Below are 18416 nucleotides of genomic sequence, written 5' to 3'. Positions count from 1 at the left end.
TCGTAGGCCGTACGGTCGGCCGCGTACGGCTGGTCCGGGTCGAGCGGCAACCCGGCGAAGGACTCGGGGATGCTCATGCGTCTGCTCCGTTCTCGGCCGCGGGTCCGCCCGCGGCTCGCGCCGCGCCGAGGTGTCCGCGCGTCTCGTGCAAGAAGGCCAGGGCGTCGACGCCGGTCGCTGCCGTGGCGTCGACGGCGACACCGTCGACGGGCTTCCCGGCGAGGATCACCCACTGCGCCCCGGCCGCGCGCAGTGCGGTCACGAGGTCGGCGCCCCACTCGGCGTAGGCACTGTCGGGTCCGGCGAGGCAGACCACCGGAGCTCCGTCGTACGCCGCGAGGACGGCGTCGACGCGGGCCGTCGGGCCGGCGGTCACCGTCTCGATGCCACCCGCCGCCAGCAGGCTGGCGATGAAGGTGACCCGCGCGGTGTGCGCCGAGATCGGCCCCATGGTGGCGAGGAAGACAGGCGTGGGGACGGGGTTGTCCCGCAGCGCCTCGAAGGCCGCACCGTAACGCTGGACGGGCTCGGCGCCCTCGGGGTACGGAGTGCGCTCAGGCAGCACCTCACGCAGGTTCGGGAACTCCGACAGACCGGTGAGCGGGCGCTTGCGCCGGGCGATCTGGCTCTCCCGCTCGCGGGCGACGGCGCGGTGGCGCCCGACGAGCGACCCGTCCTCGATCGCGTCGACGGCGCCGCCTGCCTCCTCGATGCGGCCGAGCTCGTCCCAGGCCGCGCGGGCGAGGTCGTCGGTGAGGCGCTCCACGGCGTACGCGCCGCCGGCGGGGTCGGTGACGGCGCCGACGTGCGCCTCGGCGGTCAGCAGCGACGACGTGTTGCGCGCGATCCGACGGCTGAACGCGTCGGGGAGCCCCAGCGGGGCGTCGAACGGCAGCACGGTCACCGACGAGGCGCCACCGACGCCCGCAGCGAACGCGGCGACCGTGGTCCGCAGCATGTTGACCCAGGGGTCGTACTTGCTGAGCATCACCCGGGAGGTGACCACGTGCTGGACCTGGCCGCGTGCCACGTCCGCAGCACCGCAGAGCTCGGCGAGGCGGTTCCAGGTGCCGCGTGCGGCGCGAAGCTTGGCGATGGTCGTGAACTGCTCGTCCGTCGCGGCGAACCGGAACTCGATCATCGCGAGTGCGTCCTCGACCGAGAACCCGGCAGCGGTGAGGAGGCGCAGGTACGCCGCACCGACCGCGAGCGCGTAGCCGACCTCCTGCGCCTCGGACGCTCCACCGTCGTGCGCCGCGGTCGCGTCGACCACGAACGCGGCGATGCCACGCTCGGCCGCCTTGCGGGCGCCCTCGACGACCACGGTCTCGAGCACCATCTCACCGGTGTATCCGCGCAGCGAAGCACCGATCGGGTCGAGCCCGAGGTTGGTGCCGGGGGCCGGTGTGACCCCACGCTCGTCGAGGTAGCGGCAGAACGCGTCGGCGGCGCCCAGGCCGTCGGCCCGTGCCTCGACGACGACGGGCGCGAGATCGACGAACACCCGGTCGAGCACCGTGCCGAGGGCAGCGGGGTCGATCGCCTCGGGGCCGAGTCGCAGCCACACGGAGGTGGCGCCGTTCTCGAGGTCGTCGAGCACCGCCTCGGCGGTGTGCGTCGCGTCCGGGTCCTCGTGCAGCACCCGGATGTCCCACGAGCCGTCGTCACGTCGCGCACGGGTCCCGCGGACGTACGGCGCCTGACCCGGCAGTCCGGGATCCGGGAGGCCGGCGGCGAGCTCCGGCGTACCCAGCGGGGTGACGGCGATGCCGTCGAGCGTGCGGGTCGTCAGTGCCTCCCACACCGCGGCGTCGGGCTGGTCGTCCGACAGCCGTCGGGCCTTGCGGAGCACAGCCGCCGCGGCCTTCTCCCACGCTTCGCGGGAGGAGACCGCGCCGCCGCTCAACGACAACTCGCTCATGCTGCGCATCGTACGGATGACGCCGGTGTTACAGCCACCCGCCGGGCGTTGGTGTGACGCACCGCACCCTCGCGGGGCGGGCGGGTCAGATCGTCCGCTTGACCTTCCAGATGCCGACCCACAGGCCGACCGCGCACGTCGCGAGCGCGGCGAGCAGGCCCCACGCGACGGTCGAGTCCCACATCGTGCCGGCGAAGAGCGCGCGCTCGGCGTCGACGATGTAGGTCAACGGGTTGAACTTCGAGACGACCCGCATCCACTCCGGCCCCGCCTCCAGCGGCAGCATCATGCCCGCCAGGAGCAGCAGCGGAAAGATCAGCGACTGCTGAACGCCCCAGAACACCCACTCCCGATTCTTCGAGGCCAGCCCCAGCGCGTACGACAGGGAGCCCAGCCCGATTCCGAAGATGCCCAGGATGAGCAGCCCGAGCAACACGTGCGCCGGATAGAACGCCAGCCCGAACGGGATCGCCACCACGGTGATCAGCAGCGCCTGCACGACCAGCGGCGCGAACTCCTTGAGGGCGCGCCCGACCAGGATCGACGAGCGGTCGAGCGGTGTCGCGAGGATCCGCTCGTACGCTCCGGTCATCAGCTCGTAGAGCAGGTTGCCGCCGACCATGCCGGTCCCGAAGATCGCGATCATCACGAGCACTCCGGGCAGGAACCACTGCAGCGCCGACTCGCCGTCGATCGCCGCGTCCCCCAGCATCCCGTCGAGCAGCGGACCGAAGAGGCCGAGGAAGACCAGCGGCTGCAGCAGCGAGAAGATCAGCGTGAACGGATCGCGCAGCGTCACGAGGATCTCTCGGACGAAGACCGCGGCGGTGTCGTGGAGCCACTTCGCCGAGCGCGACCGCTCCGGCAACGGGCTCGCGACCTGGACGTGGGTCTGGATCGTGGTGGTCATGCTGCCTCCTCGCGCAGGCTCCGGCCTGTCAGGTTGAGGAAGACGTCGTCGAGCGACGCCTGCTTGACGTCCGCCGACCCCACGGTCACGCCCACCGCCTCGAGCGAGCGCAGGACGGTCGGCACGAGATCCGGCCCGTGGTTGGTCGACAGGACGAGCCGGACGGACCCGTCGTCCTCGTGGTGGTCCTCGACGCGGCTGATCTCGTCGGGGAGCACGGAGCGGGCCTTCTCCACGACGACGGCAGTGGTGTCGGCGCCTGGGACGAGCCCGAGCGTCACGACGTCGTCGGCGAAGTCGCGCTTGAGCGAGGTCGGGGTCGCGTCGGCGATCACCGTGCCGTGGTCGATGAGGACGATGCGCTCGGCCATCGAGTCGGCCTCGTCGAGGTAGTGGGTGGTCAGGAGCATCGTCATGGTGTTCTCGACCCGCAGGCGCATGATGTGCTCCCACAGGTTGGCCCGCGCGTGCGGGTCGAGCCCGGTGGTGGGCTCGTCGAGGAACAGCAGGCCCGGATGGTTCATCAGCCCCATGGCGACGTCGAGCCGTCGGCGCTGGCCCCCTGAGAGCGACAGCACCGTGCGCTTCTCCATCCCCGAGAGCTCGAGCGCCTCGAGCAGCTCGCCGGCCCGCCGCCGGGCCACGTCGGCCGGCACCGAATAGAAGCGCCCCTGGTTCTGGAGCTCGTCACCCACCCGGTACGAGTAGCCGCCGGCGTTGCCCTGACCGATGTAGCCGATGCGGGCTCGTACCTCGGCGGGGTCACGCACCACGTCATAGCCGGCGACGGTCGCAGTGCCGGCTGTCGGTCGGAGCAGCGACGTGAGCATCCGCAGGGTGGTCGACTTGCCTGCGCCGTTGGGACCGAGGAAGGCGACCAGCTCGCCGTCCGCGACGTCGAGGTCGACGTCCTTGACGGCCTCGACGACCTCCTTCTTCCGTGTGAAGGTCTTCGTGAGACCTCGTGCAGAGACCATACTTGTCGTACGGCGTACTGAATCTGTCATGCGAGCAACGGTACGCTGTACGATAAAGTCCGGCAAGGCCTTTTCCAGGAGACTCCGATGACCGACGCAGATCCCCCACGGCACCGCTACGCCGCCCTGTGGGAGTCGCCGGTCGCGTCGACCCGGGGCCGACCGGCGAGGGTGAGCCGCCCCCAGGTCGTGGACGCCGCTGTCGCGATCGCGGACGCCCAGGGCCTGGACGCGGTCTCGATGCGGTCGGTCGCCCGGTCCCTCGGTGTCGGGGCGATGACGCTGTACTCGCACGTGCCCGGTCGCGACGAGCTCCTCGACGCGATGGTCGACCGGGCCTACGCCGACGTCGACCTGCCCGAGCCGGGCCTGCCGTGGCGTCCGGCGCTCGAGCGCTATGCGCGCGGCTACTGGCAGCTGCTGCGCCGGCACCCGTGGCTGCTCGACGTCAACCGGTGGCGTCTCCCCCTGGCACCACACGTCTTCGCGTTCGACGAGGCGGGCTACCAGATCCTCATCGACACCGGGCTCACAGCCAGCCAGGTGATCGACACGATCGGCATCGTGCACGACACGGTCGTCGGTTCGGCCCGCGCTGCTGCGGCCGAGGACGCCGACCGGCGCAGCCAAGGCACCGACTACGCCGCCTACTGGGCGTCCACGAGCGACTTCTGGGAGGAGACCTTCGACCCGTCCCGGTTCCCGGCGATGACGAGGCTCTGGAGCGTGGGGGCCTTCGAGAACGCCGCCACCCCGTTCGACCCCCACATCAAGGGCCTGCTCGACACGCTCGAGCTGCTCATCGACCGTGCACAGGCCGAGGGCGGCAGCCCGATCCCGTCGTTCGAGGAGTGCATGGCGCGCTACACCGCAGCTCTCGACGAGCAGCGGGAGGCAGGTCAGGCCTGACCGTCGAGCACCTCCCGCAGCGCCTTGGCGAAGTCGTCGGGCTGGCCGGTCATCCCGTACTCACCACCGAGGAAGCCCGCGTGGTCACCCGGGAACACGGTGACCGACGTGCCGAGCAGGTCGGCCAGGGCGTACGTCGCGCGCGACGCCAGCTGCTCGGCCGACTCCGCCCCGGCGACCAGGACGATGCGCGACAGGACCTCGCGCAGCGCATCGACGTCGGGAGCGAAGTGCGTGCAGGACACGAGGTTCTGGGCGAGCAGGACGTCGTCGCGCGATCCATCGTCCTCCACCGGCAGCCCGAACGCGGACGGCTCCGGCGCGGGCATCTCGACGAACCCGTCAGGGACCGGCCCCTGGTGCGAGACGAGCATGATGAAGCGCACCATCGCGGGTCCGAGACCGTCCTCCAGGTAGGTCCGTCGGATGCCGGTGGTTGCCGCGAGCGCCTGGTCCCGATCCGGCAGCAGCTGGGCCAAGGGCGGCTCGTGCGCCACCAGGGTCCGGATGAGGTCGGGATGCTCGGCCACGAGCGCGAGGGCGTTGACCGCCCCGCCGCTAGTGGCGAACACGTCGACCGGTCCCCCGCCCGTCGCCTCGATGAGTCGGATGAGGTCGTCGGCGTGCTCCGTGGGGGTCGACTCGCTCGCTCCGTCGGTCCGGACGCTGCGCTCGGCGCCACGGGGGTCGTAGGTGACGACCGTCCGGTCGGAGAAGTGGCGCGCGAGCGTACCGAACCCCGACGCGGCCATCGGGGACCCGATGACGAGCAGCGGCGGAACGGAGGCGGAGGGCTGCGGACGGACGTCGTAGGCGATCTCGGCGCCGGGCACGGTCAGTCGGTGGGTGTGAGGCTCGGTCATAGCGGCTCCTCGATCGGTGCTTTGAGGGGGTTGACCGTGCGCCACCACCGAACTCATCCCTGCTCGCCGAGCAGCCATCCGTTCTCCACCGCGATCCGCACCGCCTCGGCACGTGTCCGCGCCGACGTCTTGCCGATCGCGCTCGACAGATGATTGCGGACGGTCCCCTCGGAGAGGGCGAGCACGCGAGCGATGTCAGCCACGGTGCCACCGTCACGTGCCTCCCGGAGAACGTCCGCCTCCCGCTCGGTGAGCGGCGACTCCCCGGACGCCAACGAGTCGGCCGCGAGCGCCGGGTCGACGACCCGCAGACCGCCGTGCACGCGGCGCACCGCGTCCGCGAGCTGCCGAGCGGGCGTGTCCTTCACGACGAACCCCGACGCGCCGGCGGCGAGGGCCCGGCGCAGATATCCCGGGCGCCCGAACGTGGTCACCATGAGGACGCGGCACCCTGGCACGGCCTGGCGCAGCGCCGCGGCCGCCGCGACTCCGTCCATACCCGGCATCTCCACGTCGAGCAGCGCGACGTCGACCTGGTGCTGCATCGCCTCCGCCACAACCTGCGTACCGTCGGCGACCTCGGCCACGACCGTGAGGTCCGGCTCGAGGTCGAGCAGTGCGGCGAGCGCCCCGCGGACGAGTGCCTGGTCGTCGGCGAGCAGGACCCTGATGGGCTCGGTCACGAGACCGCCTCCTGCTCCGGCGCCGCAGCAGGGACCACGATCGCGACCGAGGTCCCGGCACCGTGGAGTCCAGGCCCGACGACGAGAGTGGCGCCGGCGTCTTTCGCCCGCTGCCGCAGGCCGTGCAGACCCATCCCGTCCGTGCGGCCCTCGATCAGCCCGCGTCCGTCGTCGGCGACCGAGACACCCTCGGCTCCGAGGCGTACGACGCACCGCGTCGCAGCGCTGTGGCGGATCACGTTGGTGACGCCTTCTCGGACGGTCCAGGCGAACAGCCCGCGCCAGGCCGTCGGCACGTCGTCGGCCACCGTGGGCAGATCGGCTTCGATCCCTGCCGACACCAACGCCGACCGTGCGGCAGCGATCTCGGCAGGAAGCGAGGCACCCCGGACATCTCGGACCGTCGAACGCACGTCGGAGAGAGCGTCACGCGTGAGGCTGCGGACGTCGGCCAGCTCGGCGCGTGCGCGTTCCGGATCCAGGTCGAGCATCCGTTCCGCGAGCTCTGCCTTCACGGCGATGACGGTGAGCGAATGGCCGAGGATGTCGTGAAGATCGCGCGCGATCCGTGAGCGCTCTTCTTCCAGCCGCGCATCGCTGAGCTCACGCTCGGTGGCCAGGAGGGCCCGCTGCCGACCGACCGCCGCACGGAGGAAGAAGACCGCCACCGACGCGAGGATCAGCGCAAAGCCGTTGCCTCGGTCGGACCAGCCCGGCACGACACGCGCCGAGACCTCGACGATCGCGAGCAGGACGGCGACCCATCCCCACGCCCAGCGCGGCGACAGGGTGCTCATCGCCGCGGCCGCCACGAACACGAGCGCGGTCAAGGCCCGGTCACCCGCGCCGGGCACCATCAACACCGTGCACAGGAGAAGCGTCGCGAGCCAGGGCCAGACCTCCCAGCGGGGTCCACGCGTCTCGAGGTCGACGAACCGTCGGTTGCGTCCGACGACGCCGAGGTAGGCGGCGACGAACACCGCCACGGCCGCCAGGCCGAGGAGGCGCTCCCAGCCGTCGGCCCTCAGGAGGGCGGCGACCGGGGACCAGAGGTAGACCAGCCACACCCCGGCGGCGGCGTGCCGCCACCTCGGCGGCCCCGGGACCGGGTCACCTTGCGAGGCCTGTGGTCGCGTCACACCGCCCAGCGTATTCACACCCGGGCCGTGTCCTTCCGGAATCGCCACACCGCGCCGCCGACGAACACCGACGTCCAGGCCACCACGTTGAGCGCCGCAGGCCAGAGAGAGCCGCTGTCACCGAGCGGTGCCCGGACGATCTCTGCCGCCCCGTAGACCGGAGTGACTCTCGCAACGGTGGCGAACAGGTCGCCGAGCTGGTCGGCGGGGACGAACAGGCCACCGGCGAACGCGAGCAGCGCCAGCACGGGGCCCACGATCTGCATCACGTTCTCGGTCGGCAGGAGGTAGCCCACGAACAGCCCGAACGCGGCGAACACCAGCGAGCACAACCAGGCCAGCGCCGCGCAGGCGAGCGTGCGGTCCCACGGCAGCGTCGCCCCCGCCAGCCGCCCGACGACGTTGACCACCACGACAGACACACCGCCGAGGACCATGGCCACGCAGACCTTGACCGCGACGTACGCCAGCGGGTTGAGCGGCGTCACCCGCAGCTGTCGGCTCCAACCGAGGGCACGCTCGGTCGCGACCACCGCTCCGGTGCTGGTCGTCGCGACCATCGCGCCGTACAGCGCGAGGCTCACCATCACGTACGCGGTCACGTTGCCCGCCCCCGCCGTCCCCTCCCGGTAGCTGCTGCTGGTGCCGAAGAGGAGGAAGAACACGGCCGGCAGGACGAGGGTGAAGATCACGGTCCGCTTGTTGCGCAGCAGCCTCCGCAGCTCGAGACGGAGGAAGGTGACAGAGAACCCACCCAGGGGAGGGACACGTCGTTCGAGCGAGGTGGCGGTCATGCGAAGGCTCCTTCGGTCGCCGGGGTCGAGGTCTGACCCTGGTCGGAGGTGAGGGCGAGGAACGCGTCCTCGAGGTTGTGGGAGGTGATCTCCACGTCCCGTGCCGCTGTGCTGGTGAGCAGATAGCGGGCGACCGCGTCGCTGTCCGCCGCGCGGACCGACACGGCGTCGCCGCGGACGTCGATGGACTCGACGCCGGGGATCTGCGCCAGCACCGCGGGGTCGACAGCGGGCAGCGTCGCCCGGACCAGACGGCCCGAGGCGAGTGCCTTGATCTCGGACGGAGTGCCGTCGGCGACGATCCGCCCGCGCCGCACCAGCACGATCCGATCGGCGTACGCGTCGGCCTCCTCGAGGTAGTGGGTCGCGAAGATGGTCGTCCGCCCCCGGACCGCGTCGGCGCGGATCGCGTCCCAGAAGTCCCGGCGCCCTTCGACGTCCATCCCGGCCGTCGGCTCGTCGAGAACGAGCAGGTCGGGGTCGGGCAGGAGCGCCAGCGCGAAGCGGAGCCGCTGCTGCTGCCCTCCCGAGCACCGCCCGACCAGGCGACCGGTGACGTCGGCTATCCCGGCGCGCTCGACGACCTCGCCGACCGGTCGGGAGCCCGGGTGAAGGCTCGCGACAAGCTCGACGGTCTCACCGACGGTGAAGTCCTTCAGCAGACCACCGGTCTGCATCACCGCGGACACGGCGCCTCGCGCGACAGCGGCCCTCGGGGTCGCCCCGTGCACGCGCACGGTGCCCGCGTCCGGGTCGGACAGGCCGAGCATCATGTCGACGGTGGTCGTCTTGCCGGCTCCGTTGGGGCCGAGGAACGCCACCACCTCGCCTGGGCGTACGACGAGCGAGAGGTGGTCCACGGCGGTGACGTCCCCGCCAGGGGCGCGGAACGTCTTGACGACGTCGTCCAGGAGCACCGCAGGGGTGCTGTCGGGATCTTGGGTCTTGGTCATGTCGTCGATCGTCGTCCGGGACGGCCACGTACCCGTACGCCGAACGTCACGACCTTGCCCTGACATCTGTCACGTGCACCCGGGAGAATGAGCACGTGCAGATCCCGAAGAAGTTCCGCCCCTCCGACGGCCGATTCGGCTCCGGTCCCTCCAAGGTTCCTCACGAGGCCATGCAGGCACTCGCCTCCTCCCCGGTGATCGGGACGTCGCACCGGCAGGCGCCGGTCCGCGAGCTGGTCGGGTCTGTCCGCGCCCAGATGCGGGCGCTTTTCTCGCTGCCCGACGACTACGAGGTCGTGCTCGGCATCGGCGGCTCGACGGCGTTCTTCGACGCCGCCACGTTCGGCCTCGTGCGTGAGCGCAGCCAGCACCTGTCGTTCGGCGAGTTCGGTGCGAAGTTCGCGACCGCGACGACCCGCGCGCCTTTCCTCGGCTCCCCGACGGTGATCGAGAGCGAGCCCGGCTCGCACCCCGTCCCGTCCGCCGAGAGCGGCGTGGACGTCTATGCGTGGGCGCACAACGAGACGTCGACCGGTGTCACCGCGCCCGTACGGCGTGTCGAGGGCGCCGACAGCGACGCGCTGGTGGTGATCGACGGGACCTCGGCGGCCGGAGCGCTGCCGCTCGACGTCACCCAGAGCGACGTCTACTTCTTCGCCCCGCAGAAGGCGCTCGCCTCCGACGCCGGGCTGTGGTTCGCACTGATGTCACCCGCAGCCCTTGCGAGGGTCGAGGAGATCGCTGGCTCCGGCCGTTGGATCCCCGCCTTCCTCGACCTCTCCAAGGCGGTGGAGAGCTCGCGCAAGGACCAGACCTACAACACCCCGCCGCTCGCATCGCTGTTCTGGACCGACCACCAGCTGAGCTGGATCCTCGCCAACGGAGGGCTTCCCTGGTCGGTGGCTCGTTGCGAGGACTCCTCGTCGCGGCTGTACGGGTGGGCCGAGCAGTCGTCGTACGCGACGCCGTTCGTCTCCGATCCCGGCAAGCAGTCCGCGACGGTCGTCACGATCGACCTCGAGGGCGTGGACGCCGCTGCGGTCTGCGCGGCGCTGCGCGACAACGACATCGTCGACGTCGAGGGCTATCGCGGCCTCGGGCGCAACCAGCTCCGGATCGCGACGTTTCCTGCGATCGAGCCCGACGACATCTCGCTGCTCACCCAGAGCATCGACTACGTGGTCGAGAACCTCGACGACTAGTCGAGGTCGAAGACCCCGCTCGCCGGCGCGAGCATCGCCGCGCGCTGGTCCTCGGGGAGGGTGATCCGCGTGATCGGCGACGGCAGGCCTTCGCTGCCGACGATGACGGACGTGCCGTCGGGCGCTGCGGCCAGCGACTCGCTCTGACGGGTCTCCGGGATGGCTGCCGACCACGTCTGCTTCCACGTCCGGGCGTCGAGGACGTGCACGCCCGTGTAGGTCCTCAGGATGACCCGGGCACCGTCGGGAAGGTAGTCGCCGTCGGTGACCATCGCTGGGATCTCGGCCTCGGCGACCGGCTCGGCCTCGTTGACACCGGTCGTGCGCAGGGTGCTGGGAAGGCGGTAGACCTGGCCCCCGAGGAGGCCCTTGGACACGATGTACATGCCGTCGCCGGTGGGGTCGGAGAGCAGCGCCTCGGCGTCGGTGTTGCCGTCGGCGTAGCGGACGCGGTAGCGGGTCGGCTTGGTCTGCTTGGTGCCGATGACCGGCTCGTCCAGCGCGTAGAGCGACACGGTCGAGCGGACAGCGTCGTTGTCGCCGATGTCGGCCACCCACAACGTGCCGTCACGGTCGATGGTGAGCGCCTCCGGGTCCACGAGCCGGTGTCCGACCAGGCGGGTGGCGCCGACCACCTCGCCGGTCGAGACCTCGATTGCGAAGACCGTCGGCTCGTGGCCCGAGTCGTTAATCGTGTAGGCGAGGGCGGGGTCGCGCTTGCTGAAGACCAACGCGCTCGACTCCGGGATGCGTGCATCGGTGACCGTGCTGAGCCGGTCGACCACGGGATCGCCCTCCGCGGCGCGTGCCTCTCGTGCGAGCGCCGTGACGACCACGATGACGAGCAGGATCACGAGAAGGCCGGGGATGAGGGCCCTGCGGTGTCGCGGATTCATGGACTCCGGGTCACTCCTGCTCGTTGTCGGCGCTGCCCCCGACGGACGAGATTAGCCCCTCGTCCCGTCCGGCGTACAGGCGCGCCGCCTGCACCGGTGGAGAACTAGTCGCCCGACTCCGCAAAACGGCCTGCCAGCTCGTCGAGCAGCTCCTTGCGGCCGTCGAGGGCGAGCGCGGACGCGGTGCCTCGACCCCACAGCCAGAGGTAGAGGTCGTGCGGGCTCCCCTCGATCGTGAGGTCGGCCTCCCCCTCGTCCCCCTGGACCACGACGACCTGCCTCGCCGACAGGTCGAGCGTCCATGCCCTCCCGCCGGAACGGATCCGTACGACGGCGTCGACCGGGTAGGGGGTCTCGTCCCCACCGTCCCACCACGGGCCTCCGACGATGATGGTGAGGAACTCGTCGATGCCGTCGAGCGCCACCTCGTCCTCGATGGGCGTGACCTGCGTCCCGGCCGCCTGCTCGGCGTCGACCCGGTGCACCGTGCCCTCGAGCGCCATCCGGCGGAACCAGAAGCCGTTGGACTGGTCGGAAGGGTTCCAGGTGTAGCGGACCTGACGAGGCCCTCGCTGCTGGAGCTCGGCGAGCAGGGTCGCCGACTCCTCGGCCAGCAGGCGGCGGACGTCGGAGGTGTCTCTGTCGTCGACAGGCCACGGGGGCTCGCTCGCACTGCGGATCGACTCGACCTTGTGCCGGAAGACGAGGGCCACGTGCTCGAGCAGGTCACGCACCGTCCAGCCGGGACAGTTGGGGACCGCCGCGTCGAGGTCGGCAGCGGCCTCGAGCATGCGGTCCACCTCGGTACGGATCACCGTGAGATAGAGATCCCACGGGAGCCGGTTCTCGACGTCTGTCGACACCATGCCCTCCAGGGTGCCACGCGCACCGAGCGGCACCAGGGTTTCGTGCGCCATGGTCATGCGTCGGACCGCGCGCGGGAACGCTGCTCGACCGGCCGGGACGACTCGGACGGCTCGGGGGCGGACTCCCCCGCGTCGAGCCGGTCGGTCTGGTCCAGAGCCCCAGCAGCGTCGGCTCTCCGGTCCGCGGCGGCCGCAGCGCGGGGGTCGCGCGGGACCACCCTGATCCGCGGACGCTGTCGAAGGTCGACCTGCAGGTGCATGCCCGCCCGCAGGAGGTAGAACGCCGTGGCGGACAGGATCCCGACCGCGGCCACGACGCCGCCGAGGATCAGCGTCCAACGGGCCCCGAAGGTGTCACCGATCCATCCGATCACGGGTGCTCCGAACGGGGTTCCGCCCATGAACACCATCAGGTAGAGAGCCGCCACCCGCCCGCGCATCTGGGGCGTCACGGTGAGCTGGATGTAGGCGTTGGCGGCCGTCACCATCGTCAGGGCGCTCAACCCGAGCAGCGGGAGGATGACGGCGAAGGCGAGATAGGTCGGCATCAGGCCGGCCGCGATCTCGACCACCACGAAGGAGAGGGCCGCACCGACGACCAGGCGCCGGGTCGGCAGCTCCCGGCGGGCAGCGACGAGCGCCCCGGCGAGGGAGCCGATCGCCATGATCGACCCGAGGATCCCGTACTCGGTGGCGCCCTTGTCGAACACCTCGGTCGCCATCAGCGCCGACGTCATCTGGAAGTTCATCCCGAACGTGCCGACGAAGAAGACCGTCGTCAGGATGAGGACGAGGTCAGGGCGGGAGCGTACGTAGCCGACTCCTGCGCGGACCGCTCCCCTCCCGCGCGGGGAGGGTGTGGCTGGCCGCAGGTCGTGGACGCGCAGGGCCGCCAGGGAGAGGAAGACCGCGGCATAGCTCACGGCGTTCAGGAGGATGACCCATCCGGTGGCCACGACGCCCGAGCCGAGCGCGGCGATCATCACGCCGGCCACCGCCGGGCCGATCATCCGCCCCGAGTTGAACGAGGCGCTGTTGAGACCGACGGCGTTGGCGAGGTCGTCCCTGCCGACCATCTCCACGACGAACGACTGACGCGCGGGTGCGTCGAAAGCCGTCCCGACGCCGAAGAGGAACGCGAGGACGTAGACGTGCCACGCCTGGGCGACGCCGGTGATGGCGAGCACACCCAGGACGGCTGCGGGCACGGCCATCGCGATCTGCGTGACCATGAGGACGCGACGCTTGGGGAAGCGGTCGGCGACGACTCCCGCGACCGGGGAGAAGAGGAGTGCGGGGAGCAGCTGAAGACCGGTCGTGATGCCGAGGGCCGTACCGCTCCCGGTGAGCGCGAGCACGAGCCAGTCCTGGGCGACGCGCTGCATCCACGTCCCGATGTTGGAGACGAGCCCTCCGGTGGCGTAGACCCGGTAGTTACGGACGGACAGCGAGCGGAAGGTGGGGCTCACTCACTCACCACCAGCTTCTCGAGAAGCGCGGTGGCGTCACGGAGCAGCGCGCGCTCCTGGGTGGGCAGGGCGGCGAGACGGGACGCGAGCCAGGAGTCGCGGCGGGCACGCTCGGTGTCCACGACGGCGGCGCCCTCGTCGCTGATCGTGACGACGACCTGGCGGCGGTCGGACGGGTTGGCGGCTCGGGCGACCAGGCCCTTGTCGAACAGGCAGTTGAGCGTACGGGTGACCGAGGGCGGCTGGACGCGCTCGAGCGCGGCGATGGCTCCTGGTGTCAACGGCCCGTGGTTGCGCAGCACCCCGAGCACGCTCATCTGGTTGGGCGTCAGGTCGGAGTGGCGCTCCTGCCGGAGCCGACGGTTGAGACGAGCCACCGACGTCGCGAGCTTCTGGGCATCAGTGGGCATACGACCAGGATAGGTCGTTGCCATTGTTAATTAAAGCCGTTAAGGATGTCGTGCGTCACCCCGGGCGGCGGGCGCGCCACGGCCCACCGCCCGGGATGGTCGAGATCAGCTGATCCAACCCGTGATCGGGTCGATCGCGAAGTAGAGCACGAACAACGCCGCCACGATCCACATCAGCACGTGGACGTCACGAGCCTTGCCGCGCACCGCCTTGATGAGCACGTACGTCACGAAGCCGGCACCGATGCCCGCGCTGATCGAGTAGGTGAACGGCATGAGTGCGATGGTGAGGAACGCGGGGATCGCGAGCTCGATGTCGTCCCACGGGATGTCGACGACCTGCTGCATCATCAGGAAGCCGACGAGCACGAGCGCCGGGACGGCGGCCTCGTTGGGGATGTGCACGACGACCGGCGAGAGGACCGTCGCCAGCAGGAACAGCAGGCCGGTGACGATGCCTGCCAGCCCGGTGCGCGCACCGTCTCCCACACCGGAGGCCGACTCGACGTATGCGGTGTTGCTCGACACGCTGGCCGCGCCGCCAGCGACAGCGCCGAGCGAGTCGACGATGAGGATCCGCTGAGCACCTTCCGGTGTGCCGTCCTCGTCGTTGAGTCCGGCCTCGGCGCCGATGGCGGTCATCGTGCCCATCGTGTCGAAGAAGTCGGCGAGCAGGAGCGTGAAGACGAGCAGGACGGTCGTCACGAACCCGACCTGCTCGAACGACCCCAGGAGGGAGAACTGGCCCAGCAGGGAGAAGTCGGGCAGATCCACGAAGGCGTCGGGGACGGTCGGGACGTTGAGGTTCCAGCCCTTCGACTGCGGGTCGCCCCCCGAGGCGCCGGAGTCGGTGATCGCCTCGACGACGACAGCGATGACGGTGGTCGCCAGGATGCCCAGCAGGATCGCGCCGTGCACACCGCGGGCGTACAGGGCCAGCATGATCAGCAACCCGACGCAGAAGACGAGGACCGGCCATCCGGAGAGCGTGCCCCCGATGCCGAGGCCGATCGGCGGGGAGGCGTTGCCCGTCGTCCGTACGACTCCGGCGTTGACGAGCCCGACCAGGGCGATGAACAGGCCGATGCCCACCGAGATCGCGGTCTTGATCGGCAGCGGGACGGCGTCGAAGACCGCCTTGCGGAAGCCGGTGAGGACCAGCACGAGGATGATGAGGCCCTCGAGCACCACGAGCCCCATGGCGTCGGCCCACGTCATCCGGTTGGCGATCGAGTACGCGACGAACGCGTTGAGGCCGAGTCCGGCCGCCATGGCGAGCGGGAAGTTGGCGACGGCGCCCATCAGGATGCTCATGACGCCCGCGACCAGCGCCGTACCGGCCGCTACGAGCGCGAAGGCCTCCGCCTGCGACCCGCCGCCCAGGTAGTTACCGTCCACGTCCTGCACACCGGCGATGATGATCGGGTTCAGCACGATGATGTAGGCCATCGTGAAGAACGTGACGACACCGCCGCGGATCTCGCGGGTGACGCTCGAACCTCGTTCTGAGATCTTGAAGAACCGGTCGAGAGACCCGGTCTCGGTCTGGGTGGACATGACGCTCCTGACAGGACGAATGAGGACGGAATCCGCCGCGGGGTACTGTATGGGCGTGGCGGAAGGCAGGCGGAAGCTCAACTCGGACGCGGCCCCCAAGCGTGGTCGCGGCCGAGCCGAGACCCGTCGCGCCGGGAGCCGCAAGGCTGATCGTGCCGTGCCGAAGGACCGACCCGCAAGCACTCGCCGCGCCGGACAGGCTGTGGCCCCGGTCACGGCGGCACCGGCACCTGAGCCGGTGCGCGCCGAGCCGCCGCCACAGGCACGTCCCGAGCCGCAGCCCGGGCCACGCCACGAGCCGAAGGCAGACCCATCACCGCCTCGTCGTCGGGCCCACGGGCTGGACCGCCCAGAGGTCACCGAGCTGGAGATCGGCAGCACGGTCCACCGCGTGGTCCCCGACCCCAAGCCGCTCGACGTCGACGGCATCCGCACGATGACGGTCGGATCCATCCTGTGGCTCGCCGCAGGGCTGGCGCTCCTTCCCTTCCTCGGCACGCTGCAGCGCAACGGTGACGTGTGGTGGCTGTGGACCTGTCTCGCCGGGTTCGGGCTGGGGCTGCTCGGCGTCGAGTACTGTCGCCGACGCAAGCTCGCGCTCGAGGCCGACGACCTGGCCGACGAGGCCGAGCCGAGCCGCTGACCCCGTACGACGAGGAGGGCCGCCCCCGGTGGGGGCGGCCCTCCTCGCGCTCACGCGGGTGTCAGCGTGTGCCGACGGTCTCCGAGACGACGTCCTCGGCCTCGACGTCGTGCTTGCGCACGGTGGTCCGCAAGGGGACCTCCTTGATGAAGATGACCGCCAGGAGCGCGACCAGCGCGACACCCGCGGCTACCAGGAAGACCTCGCCCGTCGCGTCCCCGTACGACATCCTGACCACGTCGGCGACGGGCCCGGGCATGCCGTCGAGGTCGAGCGTGCCGCTGCCGCCGGACTGAGAGGCGGGGATGCCCAGCCTCGCCAGGCCGACGCTGATCTTGTCCGTGACGCTGGAGGCGAGGATCGCACCGAGGGCGGAGACGCCGACGGTGCCGCCGAGCGAGCGGAAGAACGCGACGGCGCCAGACGTCATGCCCACCTCGGTGATGTCGACAGTGTTCTGGACGGCGAGCACCAGGTTCTGCATGAGCATGCCCATGCCGAGACCCATCAGCACCATGAAGGTCCACAGCTGCCAGAGCGCCGTTGCGTGATCGATGGTGCCGAGCAGTCCGAGCCCGGCGATCAGCAGGGTGGCGCCTCCCACGAGGAAGCCCTTCCACCGCCCGTAGCGGACGATCAGGTTGCCTGAGCCCACCGTGCCGATCAACGAGCCGATCATCATCGGGATGGTGATCAGGCCGGCCTCCGTCGGCGTGTAGCCGCGGGCGACCTGCAGGTACTGGCCCAGGAACACCGAGCTGCCGAACATCGCGATGCCCACGGCGATGCTCGCGACGATCGCGAGAGCCGTGGTCCGGTCGCGGAAGACCTTCAGCGGGACCAGCGGCTCGGGGACGATCGACTCGACCACCACGAACGCGACGGCGGCGACGATCGTGCCGCCGATGAAGAGCGCGCTGGTCCAGGAGACCCAGGCGTACGAGCTGCCCGCGAAGGTGACCCACAGCAGCGGAAGGCTGGCCGCGACGGCGATGAGCACCGCGCCGGCGTAGTCGACCTTGACGTCCTTCACGAGCGTCGGGAGACGCAGGTAGCGCTGCAGCACGAAAAGGCTGAGCACCGCGAAGGGCACGCAGACGAAGAAGGTCCAGCGCCAGCCGAGCGGGGAGTCGACGATCACGCCGCCGACGAGCGGACCGCTGATGGTCGCGAGCGTCATCACGGCGCCCATGTAGCCGCTGTAGCGACCGCGCTCCCGCGGCGGGATGATCGAGCCGATGATCGCCTGCGCGAGTGCTGTCAGGCCACCCATCGCCAGCCCTTGGAGGGCTCGCGCGGCGAGGAGCGTCGGCACGTCGTGGGCGAACCCGGCCAGCACCGATCCCACCACGAAGGTGACGAGGGAGATCTGGATCAGCAGCTTCTTGTTGAGCAGGTCCGAGAGCTTCGCCCAGATCGGTGTCGACACCGTCATCGCGAGCAACGACGACGTCACGACCCAGGTGTACTGCGCCTGGGTCCCGTCGAGGTCTCCGATGATCGTGGGCAGTGCGTTGGCGACGATCGTCGTGCTCAGCATGGCGGTGAAGAGCGCGGCGAGGATGCCGACCATCACCTCCATGATCGCGCGGTGGTCGAGCTCGTCGTGGCTCTGGGGTGGAGCGGTGGTCACGAGGTGGGGTTCCTGTCGGTCGTACGGTCGGGGAATGCGGCGACGGCGGTCGCTGCATCGGTGTCTGTGGTGAGGTGGCGGTCGAGGACCCGTTCACGCTCGTGGACCAGACGCTCAGCGAGCTGGCTGATGAGGTCTGCCACGCGCTCGGTCTCGGTGTCGTCCCAGTCGGCCAGCGCCGACTGGACGACGCCGACGGAGCGGCGCGTGACCTGCTCGAGCCGGGCACGACCGAGATCGGACAGACGGATCAGGCCCACGCGGGCGTCGGTGGGATCGGCACGTCGCTCGACGAGCCCGTCCTGCTCGAGGGTCGTGATCTGCCGGCTGATGACCGAGGCTGTCACGCACTGGGCGTCGGCGAGATCACTCACGCGCTGCTCACCGTGCCGTTGGAGCCGTCGGAGCAGGGTCAGGTCGCTGCCCCGCATGCCGACAGCAAGCTCCCACCGATGGCTGGACGAGCGCAGCGCCCGGTTGAGCGTGCCGAGCACGCCGACCATCCGCTCCGCCGTCTCGACCGTGAGCATCCGCGTTCCACCTCAACGTTAGTTGGTTGTGAAAGGCAACCTTAATTCGGATGCTTTCGTC

General features: G+C 70.5%; 18 protein-coding genes. 3 read left to right on the top strand and 15 right to left on the bottom strand.

Annotated features, from left to right (window positions below):
- Window positions 1-73: 73 nt before the first annotated feature.
- From KV102_RS10620 to KV102_RS10610, 3 genes are all read right to left on the bottom strand, one after another.
- A complete protein-coding gene (locus tag KV102_RS10620) occupies window positions 74-1921 on the bottom strand; it encodes a methylmalonyl-CoA mutase family protein (protein WP_220346150.1) in 1848 nt (615 codons plus the stop codon).
- An 85-nt stretch (window positions 1922-2006) separates the two neighbouring features.
- Complete coding sequence (locus KV102_RS10615; protein ID WP_220346149.1) at window positions 2007-2831, bottom strand: ABC transporter permease; 825 nt, start codon at window positions 2829-2831, stop codon at window positions 2007-2009.
- Window positions 2828-3838, bottom strand: a complete 1011-nt coding sequence (locus KV102_RS10610) for an ABC transporter ATP-binding protein (RefSeq protein ID WP_255559639.1) — start codon at window positions 3836-3838, stop codon at window positions 2828-2830. Before KV102_RS10610 ends, KV102_RS10615 begins: the two co-directional genes overlap by 4 nt.
- A gap of 57 nt (window positions 3839-3895) precedes the next feature.
- Between KV102_RS10610 and KV102_RS10605 the strand changes: the two genes are divergently transcribed.
- Window positions 3896-4717, top strand: coding sequence for a TetR/AcrR family transcriptional regulator (locus KV102_RS10605; protein ID WP_220346148.1), 822 nt, complete (start codon window positions 3896-3898; stop codon window positions 4715-4717).
- Here KV102_RS10605 and KV102_RS10600 read toward each other — a convergent pair.
- The 5 genes from KV102_RS10600 to KV102_RS10580 are packed head-to-tail and all read right to left on the bottom strand — an operon-like array spanning window position 4708 to window position 9149.
- Complete coding sequence (locus KV102_RS10600) at window positions 4708-5580, bottom strand: alpha/beta fold hydrolase (protein ID WP_220346147.1); 873 nt, start codon at window positions 5578-5580, stop codon at window positions 4708-4710. The genes KV102_RS10605 and KV102_RS10600 overlap by 10 nt on opposite strands.
- A 53-nt stretch (window positions 5581-5633) precedes the next feature.
- Window positions 5634-6263: a response regulator transcription factor gene (locus KV102_RS10595; RefSeq protein WP_220346146.1), complete on the bottom strand. Its 630-nt coding sequence runs from the start codon at window positions 6261-6263 to the stop codon at window positions 5634-5636.
- A complete protein-coding gene (locus tag KV102_RS10590) occupies window positions 6260-7402 on the bottom strand; it encodes a sensor histidine kinase (RefSeq protein WP_220346145.1) in 1143 nt (380 codons plus the stop codon). The genes KV102_RS10595 and KV102_RS10590 overlap by 4 nt, the downstream gene beginning before the upstream one ends.
- Window positions 7403-7416: 14 nt before the next feature.
- Complete coding sequence (locus tag KV102_RS10585; protein WP_220346144.1) at window positions 7417-8196, bottom strand: ABC transporter permease; 780 nt, start codon at window positions 8194-8196, stop codon at window positions 7417-7419.
- Window positions 8193-9149 carry an ABC transporter ATP-binding protein gene (locus KV102_RS10580; RefSeq protein ID WP_220346143.1) on the bottom strand — a complete coding sequence of 319 codons (957 nt, stop codon included), beginning with the start codon at window positions 9147-9149 and terminating at the stop codon, window positions 8193-8195. The genes KV102_RS10585 and KV102_RS10580 overlap by 4 nt, the downstream gene beginning before the upstream one ends.
- A gap of 95 nt (window positions 9150-9244) precedes the next feature.
- On the opposite strand from KV102_RS10580, the gene serC reads away from it, so the two are divergent.
- The gene (gene serC, locus KV102_RS10575; protein WP_220346142.1) at window positions 9245-10351 is read left to right on the top strand and encodes a phosphoserine transaminase; all 1107 of its coding nucleotides are present in this window, start codon (window positions 9245-9247) and stop codon (window positions 10349-10351) included.
- On the opposite strand, the gene KV102_RS10570 is transcribed toward serC, so the two are convergent.
- From KV102_RS10570 to KV102_RS10550, 5 genes are all read right to left on the bottom strand, one after another.
- A complete protein-coding gene (locus tag KV102_RS10570; protein WP_220343542.1) occupies window positions 10348-11247 on the bottom strand; it encodes an esterase-like activity of phytase family protein in 900 nt (299 codons plus the stop codon). The genes serC and KV102_RS10570 overlap by 4 nt on opposite strands.
- A 104-nt stretch (window positions 11248-11351) precedes the next feature.
- Entirely contained in the window at window positions 11352-12164 is an 813-nt protein-coding gene (locus KV102_RS10565) for a maleylpyruvate isomerase family mycothiol-dependent enzyme (protein ID WP_220346141.1), read from the bottom strand.
- A 2-nt stretch (window positions 12165-12166) separates the two neighbouring features.
- Entirely contained in the window at window positions 12167-13582 is a 1416-nt protein-coding gene (locus KV102_RS10560) for an MFS transporter (protein ID WP_220346140.1), read from the bottom strand.
- On the bottom strand, window positions 13579-13992 hold the full coding sequence (locus KV102_RS10555) for a MarR family winged helix-turn-helix transcriptional regulator (protein WP_255559640.1): 414 nt from the start codon (window positions 13990-13992) through the stop codon (window positions 13579-13581). The genes KV102_RS10560 and KV102_RS10555 overlap by 4 nt, the downstream gene beginning before the upstream one ends.
- A 105-nt stretch (window positions 13993-14097) precedes the next feature.
- A complete protein-coding gene (locus KV102_RS10550; protein WP_220346138.1) occupies window positions 14098-15549 on the bottom strand; it encodes an NCS2 family permease in 1452 nt (483 codons plus the stop codon).
- 55 nt (window positions 15550-15604) lie between these two features.
- Between KV102_RS10550 and KV102_RS19590 the strand changes: the two genes are divergently transcribed.
- Window positions 15605-16192, top strand: coding sequence for a DUF2530 domain-containing protein (locus tag KV102_RS19590; protein WP_308289428.1), 588 nt, complete (start codon window positions 15605-15607; stop codon window positions 16190-16192).
- Window positions 16193-16253: 61 nt separating this feature from the next.
- Here KV102_RS19590 and KV102_RS10540 read toward each other — a convergent pair whose 3' ends face one another.
- Together KV102_RS10540 and KV102_RS10535 are read right to left on the bottom strand one after the other, a co-directional pair.
- Window positions 16254-17825, bottom strand: a complete 1572-nt coding sequence (locus tag KV102_RS10540) for an MFS transporter (protein WP_308290299.1) — start codon at window positions 17823-17825, stop codon at window positions 16254-16256.
- On the bottom strand, window positions 17822-18355 hold the full coding sequence (locus KV102_RS10535) for a MarR family winged helix-turn-helix transcriptional regulator (RefSeq protein ID WP_220346137.1): 534 nt from the start codon (window positions 18353-18355) through the stop codon (window positions 17822-17824). The genes KV102_RS10540 and KV102_RS10535 overlap by 4 nt, the downstream gene beginning before the upstream one ends.
- Between the last annotated feature and the right edge of the window lie 61 nt (window positions 18356-18416).

It is taken from the genome of Mumia sp. zg.B53, from assembly GCF_019550935.1.
GTDB lineage: Bacteria > Actinomycetota > Actinomycetes > Propionibacteriales > Nocardioidaceae > Mumia.
Note: the sequence above shows the minus strand (reverse complement) of the source record. Positions and strands in the feature narration are given on the sequence as shown.